This window comes from Nitratidesulfovibrio liaohensis (assembly GCF_011682075.1).
In the GTDB taxonomy this organism is placed as follows: Bacteria; Desulfobacterota; Desulfovibrionia; order Desulfovibrionales; family Desulfovibrionaceae; genus Cupidesulfovibrio; species Cupidesulfovibrio liaohensis.
The window spans coordinates 1-6,791 of record NZ_VSMK01000097.1; the positions used below are offsets into that span (position 1 = coordinate 1).

At 67.7% G+C, this 6,791-nt stretch carries 4 protein-coding genes; all 4 read right to left on the reverse strand.

Annotated elements, in window-relative coordinates:
* Positions 1-715 (reverse strand): helix-turn-helix domain-containing protein (locus FVW27_RS04265; RefSeq protein ID WP_167123032.1); only part of this gene is annotated, 715 nt, incomplete at its 3' end.
* 78 nt (positions 716-793) lie between these two features.
* Positions 794-1,756 carry a peptidyl-prolyl cis-trans isomerase gene (locus tag FVW27_RS04270; protein WP_167123034.1) on the reverse strand — a complete coding sequence of 321 codons (963 nt, stop codon included), beginning with the start codon at positions 1,754-1,756 and terminating at the stop codon, positions 794-796.
* A gap of 296 nt (positions 1,757-2,052) precedes the next feature.
* The gene (locus tag FVW27_RS04275; RefSeq protein ID WP_243838205.1) at positions 2,053-3,204 is read right to left on the reverse strand and encodes a peptidylprolyl isomerase; all 1,152 of its coding nucleotides are present in this window, start codon (positions 3,202-3,204) and stop codon (positions 2,053-2,055) included.
* 182 nt (positions 3,205-3,386) lie between these two features.
* A partial coding sequence (gene mfd, locus FVW27_RS04280) for a transcription-repair coupling factor (RefSeq protein WP_167123037.1) occupies positions 3,387-6,791 on the reverse strand: 3,405 nt, incomplete at its 5' end.

The window sequence follows — 6,791 nt, forward strand, 5'->3', positions numbered from 1 at the left end:
CAGCCGGGGTTGCCCCTTGTGCGGCGGCTTGCGCGGCAGGTGCAGGCGCCGATACGGCGGAAGACGCCGCCGCAGCCGAGGCGTTGCGCGCGGGCTGCGCTGTGGAACCCGTGGCAGGCGATGTGCCGTTGACGGACGGTGACACGGCGGAAACCGTAGCGTTGGTGGCATTGGCAGCCGGTGCGGCGTCGGGCGCGGGCACCGCGTCCTGCACTGGCGCACTCTGGGGTTCGGCCTGCTGGGCAGGCTGTGGCACCGCAGACTGGGAGGACTGAGGGGATTGGGGCGACTGGGCCGGCTGGGCCACCTTGGGCAGATCCGCCTCGCGCGCGGCCCGCTGGCTGTAGTACCAGCCGCCAAGGGCCGCCAGCACCACCAGCAGGGCCAGCGCCAGTACCACCGGCGAAAGGCCGATGCGCCCACGCGCCTGGGGCTGGGCAATCACGGCTTCCGGCAGCAGGTCCTCCGGCACTTCAAAGGGGTAGGCCTCGTCCACCGCGCGCATGACCAGGTCGTTGTCCACGCCCAGCATCGCCGCATAGGACTTGATGAAGCCTCGTGCGTACACCGAGTGTGGCAGCTGATCCTGTTCGCCATCCTCTATGGCGCGCAGCACGCGGGCGGAAACCTTGATCCGGATCGCCACGTCGTCGATGTCGAGGCCTTTCGCCTCGCGAGCCTCGCGCAGGGCGATGCCGAGTTCCTTGAGTGCCATCTCCTCTCCTTGGCTGGGTCAACCTGCGGCAATGCGTCCCGACCGGGCCGCACGCACCGGTCGGGACGCGAGCGGAATCTAGATGCGAATGTCGATGACGGCTTTGTCGTGCAGTTGCTTGGTGTACTCGGTGAAGCGCTCTTGCAGCTTGGGTTCGCGCAGGATGTTCTCGATCTCGGGGGTGGCCTCCTCTATCGACTGCGAACGCCCCGTGGTGACTTGCATCAGCTTGAGCATGGCCTTGCGGCCTTCCACCAGTATGACCTTGCTCGTCTCACCCGCCTTCAGGCCGTCCAGGGCTTCCTTCCAGGCCGGGGCAAGATCGGTCCACTTCAGGGTGCCGATGTCGCCGCCGGAGCCGGGATTGGGACCGATGGACTCGGTGGCGGCCAGCTGCTCGAAGGTCATCTGACCCGTGCGCACCTTGTCGGCCAGCGCATCCGCGTTGGCGGTGGGGGCAAAGATGACGAGGCCAAGGCGCACAGTGCGGTCCGTGACGAACTGCGACTTGTGCGCCTCGTAGTACTTCTTGACGTCTTCCTGGGTGATCACGATCTTGCGGGCGATCATCAGCGTGAGCAGGCGGTGACGCAGAATGCCCTTGCGCACGCGGTCGCGCATGACGTCCATGGACAGGCCCTGCTGCGTCAGCTGGCGCTCGAATTCCTGCTGCGAAAGCTGGCTGCGCTGTACGAACTTGCGCAGTTCGTTGTCCACTTCGCTGTCCTGCACGGTGATCTTCCAGCGCTCCGCCTCCTGGTTCATCAGGATGTCGGAGATCATGGAATCGAGCACCTGCAGGTGCACCTTGCGCACCGCCTCCTGCTGGGCAGGGTTGTTGCGGTCAAGGCCAAGGCGCATCAGTTCGGGGGTGGCCTGGGCCTGAACGTCGAAGAACGTTATCATTTCGCCGTTGACCACGGCAGCGATCTTGTTGATCTGTTCGGCCTTCGGCGCCACAACAGCCACGGCTGCCAGGCAAACAAGGCTGACGAGAAAAACGGGGGCGGCAAGGCGGAAGGTGCGGAGCAGCGGACGCAAGGGGCACTCCTGTTTGGTGGTTGGGGACGACCGGAATCGGCACCGGCACGGGGTTGCCATGAGACCGCCGGGGCGGACGGACAACCGTTGCAAACATACGGATGCAGTAAGGCTGATGCTACAGGCCCGTTTCTGGCCAATCCAGCCAGACCAACACGGTTCAGCCGGAGCCGTCCGGTGGCCTGATGTCACCGGGCGCGCATGGCCATCATGGGCCAGCACGACCGGTTCGACCATGGCAAGCCCGGCATGTAATACCTTTTTCCCGTTTATGCAATCAACTGCAACAATTCGTATTATTTCGCCTTTGTCTTGCGTTGCGTACCGTTTGCCGGTGCGCTCTGCGGTCCCTTGCCGTATTCGGCGGGGGGCGCCGCATCCAGTTCCGCCCCAGGCGCGGCCCCGTCCACGGGCTCACCCTCGTCCAGAATCTCTTGCGGCTGCATCATCTGCGCACCCGGGGCGGAAGGCTCCTGGCCGGGCTGGCCCTGCGTGCCCGACATACCGGGCATGCCGGTGGCATTGCTGCCCGGAGTCGCCTCACCCTTTCCGGCGTCGCGCGCTTCGGGCAGCAGGTGGGCGGACACCCTGATCCGCGCGGTGCGCAGTTCCGCATCCATCCAGCGGGCGTAGGCCTCGTCCATCTTGCGTTCCAGCAGCACCCGCTCCACCAGCGGGTAGGCGTGGGAAAGCTCCAGTTGCTTCTCGGCAATCTCGCCCACCAGCAAAAACGACTGGTAGCCCCATTCGCCCTGCTTCACCGCAGAGGCCTGCCGGGGCGCCAGCCCAGCCAGTTCCTTGCTCCACAAGGCGGGCAGGCGGTCACGGCGCATTTTCACCTCGCGCACGGTCACCGAAGGCTGGGCGGCCTCCACGTCTGCGGGTTTCGCACCGCCCAACGACAGGGCGCGGGCCTTGTCCACGGCGGCCTTGTCCGGCCCGGCCACCACCAGGAACTGGACCCGGCGCGGCAGCCGGTAGTCCTGCCGGTGCGCGGCGTAATAGGCTTCGACCTCTTCAAGGGGAATGCTGATGGTGGGCCGCAGGATGAGGCGCATGAACTTCTGCATGGCGATGCGGGCGCGCAGGCGCGAACGCCACAGGTCCAGGTCTATGTATTCCTCGACCAGCGACTTTTCGAATTCGCCCGCCGGGTAGTCGGCGCGCACCTCGGCCTCGGCCTCGGCCACTTCCGCGTCGGTGACCGCGATGTTCTCCCGCGCCAGCGCCTGCGCCACCAACTCCTGCACGATGAGGTCGGACAGCACCCCGCCGTACTGGGCCTGCAACTGCTCCACCGAAGGGGCATGACCGGACCAGCTCATGCTGCTCATGTCGTGCACCGCCTCCAGCGTGCGCAGCGTGATGGGCTGCTCGTTGACCGTGGCCACCACGCCTTCGGGCAGGGGGGCTTCACCGCAGCCGGACAACAGCAATGCCAGCAACATGGCCCACAGCGTCAGGACGGCCCGTGCGCCACGGAACGGACGGTGGCCCGTGCGAAAACGCGACGGCATGCGGCCAGACGGCGACGTCATGCGGAAGGGCGAGGACGGTGAAGGAACCATGGACAGGTCTGCTCTCCGGTTGTGATGACGGGATGGAACCGGGTCCGGACGGCTCCGGCCTGCTACACGCCAGGCACGGGGCCGGGCACGGCGGCCAATGCCGCCAGTTCGGTGCGGATGGTGTCCAGCCGCGCACCAAGGTCGCCTTCCGCCTCGGCGGCGGAACCGGGCACGACCTCCAGGCGCACTTCCAGCGTGGACGGGGGCACCAGCCGCGCCCTGCCCTGCCGGGCCGCCACCCATGCCACCAGCCGTTCCGGCGCGATGGCGGTCTGGCGTTCGTCCCAGACCAGCCGCAACCGCTCGGGGTGGATGTCTGCCCGCACCACCTGCAAGGTCGCCAGGAAGCGCTTCAGCACCAGCACGGCAAGGAAGTTGCGCAACTCCGGCGGGCAGGGGCCGAAGCGGTCGCGCAGTTCCATCTCCACGTCCTGCAACGTGGCGGCGTCCGGCGCGGAGGACAGGGCCTTGTAGAACTTCAGCCGTTCGCGGGCATCGCCAATGTACGTTTCGGGAATGTGCGCGGCAAGCCCGATATTCAGTTCCGGCTCCACCGATTCACGCGGGGGGTCGCCCTTCAGCCGGGCCACTTCCTCTTCCAGCATCTCCAGATACAGGTCGAGGCCAAGGCGGGTCATGTGGCCGGACTGTACCTCGCCCAGGATGTTCCCGGCGCCGCGCAGGCGCAAATCTTCCATGGCCACCTGGAACCCGGCGCCCAGGTAGTCCAGTTCAAGGATGATGCGCATGCGCTGGCGGGCCTGTTCGGGCAGGCGTTCGGCGTCGGACACCACGAAGACGGCATAGGCCTGCCGGTCGGACCGCCCCACCCGGCCGCGCAGCTGGTACAGCTGCCCCAGCCCGAACATCTGGGCCTGGTCCACGATGAGGGTGTTGGCGCGCGGAAAATCCAGGCCAGATTCCACGATGGCCGTGCACACCAGCACATCAAGCTCGCCGTGCCAGAACTTGTGCATGGTGTCTTCCAGCTCGCGTTCGCCCATCTGGCCATGGGCCATGCCCACCCGCGCCGTGGGCACCAGCCCGCGCACGAATTCCGCCACCCGCTCCAGCCCCTGCACGCGGTTGTGCACCCAGAACACCTGCCCTTCGCGGGCGATTTCGCGCTCCAGGATCTGGCGCAGGGCGTTCTGGTCGCGCTCGATGAGCGCGGTGGCCACGGGCTTGCGCTCCGGCGGCGCGGTCTCGATGACCGACAGTTCGCGGATGCCCGACATGGACAGCTGCAAGGTGCGCGGAATGGGCGTGGCCGTCAGGGTCAGGGCGTCCACGTTCTTGCGGAACTTCTTCAGCTTTTCCTTGTGGCGCACGCCGAAACGCTGCTCCTCGTCCAGCACCAGCAGGCCCAGGTTGGGCAGTTGCACGTCGTCGGAGAGCAGGCGGTGAGTGCCGATGAGAATGTCGATCTGCCCGCGCGCAGCGGCCTGCAGCACTTCCTTCTGCTTCTGCCGCGAGACGAAGCGGCTCAGCATGCCCACGTTGACCGGGAACCCGGCCAGACGGCTGCGGAAGGTCTGGTAGTGCTGTTCCGCCAGCACCGTGGTGGGGCACAGCAGGGCCACCTGACGGCCTTCGGCGGCGGCGCGGAAGGCCGCGCGCAGGGCCACCTCGGTCTTGCCGAAACCCACGTCGCCGCACACCAGGCGGTCCATGGGTTCCGGCTTTTCCATGTCGTCCAGCACGTCCTGGATTGCCCGGGCCTGGTCCGGGGTTTCCTCGAAGCCGAAAGACGCCTCGAACTCGCGGTACAGTTCTCCCAGCGGGCCGTAGCGATAGCCCTTGGCCACCTTGCGGTAGGCGTACATCTGAACGAGGTCGGCGGCGATCTTCTCAATGGCCTTGCGGGCCTTGTCCTTGCTGGCCCGCCAGCCGGATCCGCCCAGCTTGTCCAGCGACGGGACGGAATCGTCCCCTCCCTTGAACCGCTGGATGAGCGACAGGCGGTCCACAGGCAGGTACAGCCGGTCCTCGCCCGCGTACTCCAGCAGCAGAAAATCGTTGGCCACCCCGCCAAGGTCCATGCGGTGCAGCCCGCCAAAGCGCCCCACGCCGTAGTCGCGGTGCACCAGCAGATCGCCGGGCGAAAGGTCGTCGTACTTGTCCAGCCCCAGGAAGGCCCCGGTGGGCACGCGGGGCTGGCGGTCGGCCTTGGGTTGCAGCACGTCCTCGCCGATGACCAGAACATTGTCCCACGCAAGGTCGATGCCCGCGCGGAACGGCGCCACCAACGCGTACAGGCCCCGGTCCGCCGGGGAATAGCGCAGGTTCGGGCGCACGCCGTCCTGTTCCGCCAGCTTCAGGAACTTGCGGCGGCTGCGGTCGCTGGCAAAGCTGAGCACCACCTGGCGCCGTTCCGAGGTCCACTGGCGCAGGGCCGTCACCAGCCGCTGCCAGGGGCGGTCTTCGTCCACCGGAATGGCGGACGCCGGGGACGCTGCGGCGAACAGGTCGCGGAAGGCGTGCAGCCGCCGTTCCGGCAAGTCCACGCCGGTGCGCTCCACGCCCATGACCAGCCGTTCGAAATGGACCACGGACCGGCCACGCCAGGCGGCCTGCGCCTCGTCCGCGTCGCGCAGCACGAGGGTGCGCGGCTGGCGCAGGCGGTGTTCATCGTACTGGCGGTCCAGCAGGGCTTCCCAGTTGGTGCGGGCGGCCTCCAGCGCGGTGGACAGGTCGGCCCGGTCGGGCAGCAGCCACACGGCATCGCGCGGCAGCCAGTCTTCCATCCAGGTGGCGTTCTCGTACCAGGCTCCGGGCAGCAGGCCGGTGACCTCGCCCTCGGCCATGCGGGCAAGGGCGGCGGCCTGCTCGCCGTCGATGACGCCGTCCTTGCGCAACTGCTTCCAGCGGCGGGCGGCGGCCTCGCGGTATTCGCGGCAGCCCACGACCGGGGCCACGGGCAGCAGACGAAATTCGTCCAGGCTGGCCAGCGAACGCTGGCTGGTGGCGTCGAACAGGCGGATGTCTTCCAGCGTATCGCCAAAGAACTCGAGGCGCAGCGGCTTTTCGTAGCCGGGGGGAAAGATGTCCAGGATGTCGCCGCGCCGGGCCGCCTCGCCGGGGCGGCTGACCATCTGGGCGCGCTCGAAGCCCCAGTCGATGGCCTGGTCCAGCACCAGTTCGGGCGACATGTCCTCGCCACGGGCCAGCCGCAGTTCGTGATGCTCGAAGATGTCCACCGGTGGCAGCTTGGGCAGCAGGTTGTCCACCGATATGATGATACCGCGCGGATGCTCGCGGCGGCTCAGGGCATACAGGCTGGCCATGCGCGCGGCCCACGCCCCGCGCCCGCGCGTGCCTGCGGGGTGTTGCGGAAAGACGATCCACTGCGCGTCCCAGCGGGCCTGGGTCACTGCCGGGTCCGTGCCGGAAAGCTCGGGCGAGAACAGCGTGGTCAGGGCGCGGGCCTCGGCAAGTTCGGCGGCGTCGCGCACCACCATGACCAC

What these genes read in the sequence shown, in the direction of transcription:
- FVW27_RS04275 (WP_243838205.1), bottom strand. Translation starts at nt 3,204, where the DNA reads ATGTTGCTGGCATTGCTGTTGTCCGGCTGCGGTGAAGCCCCCCTGCCC.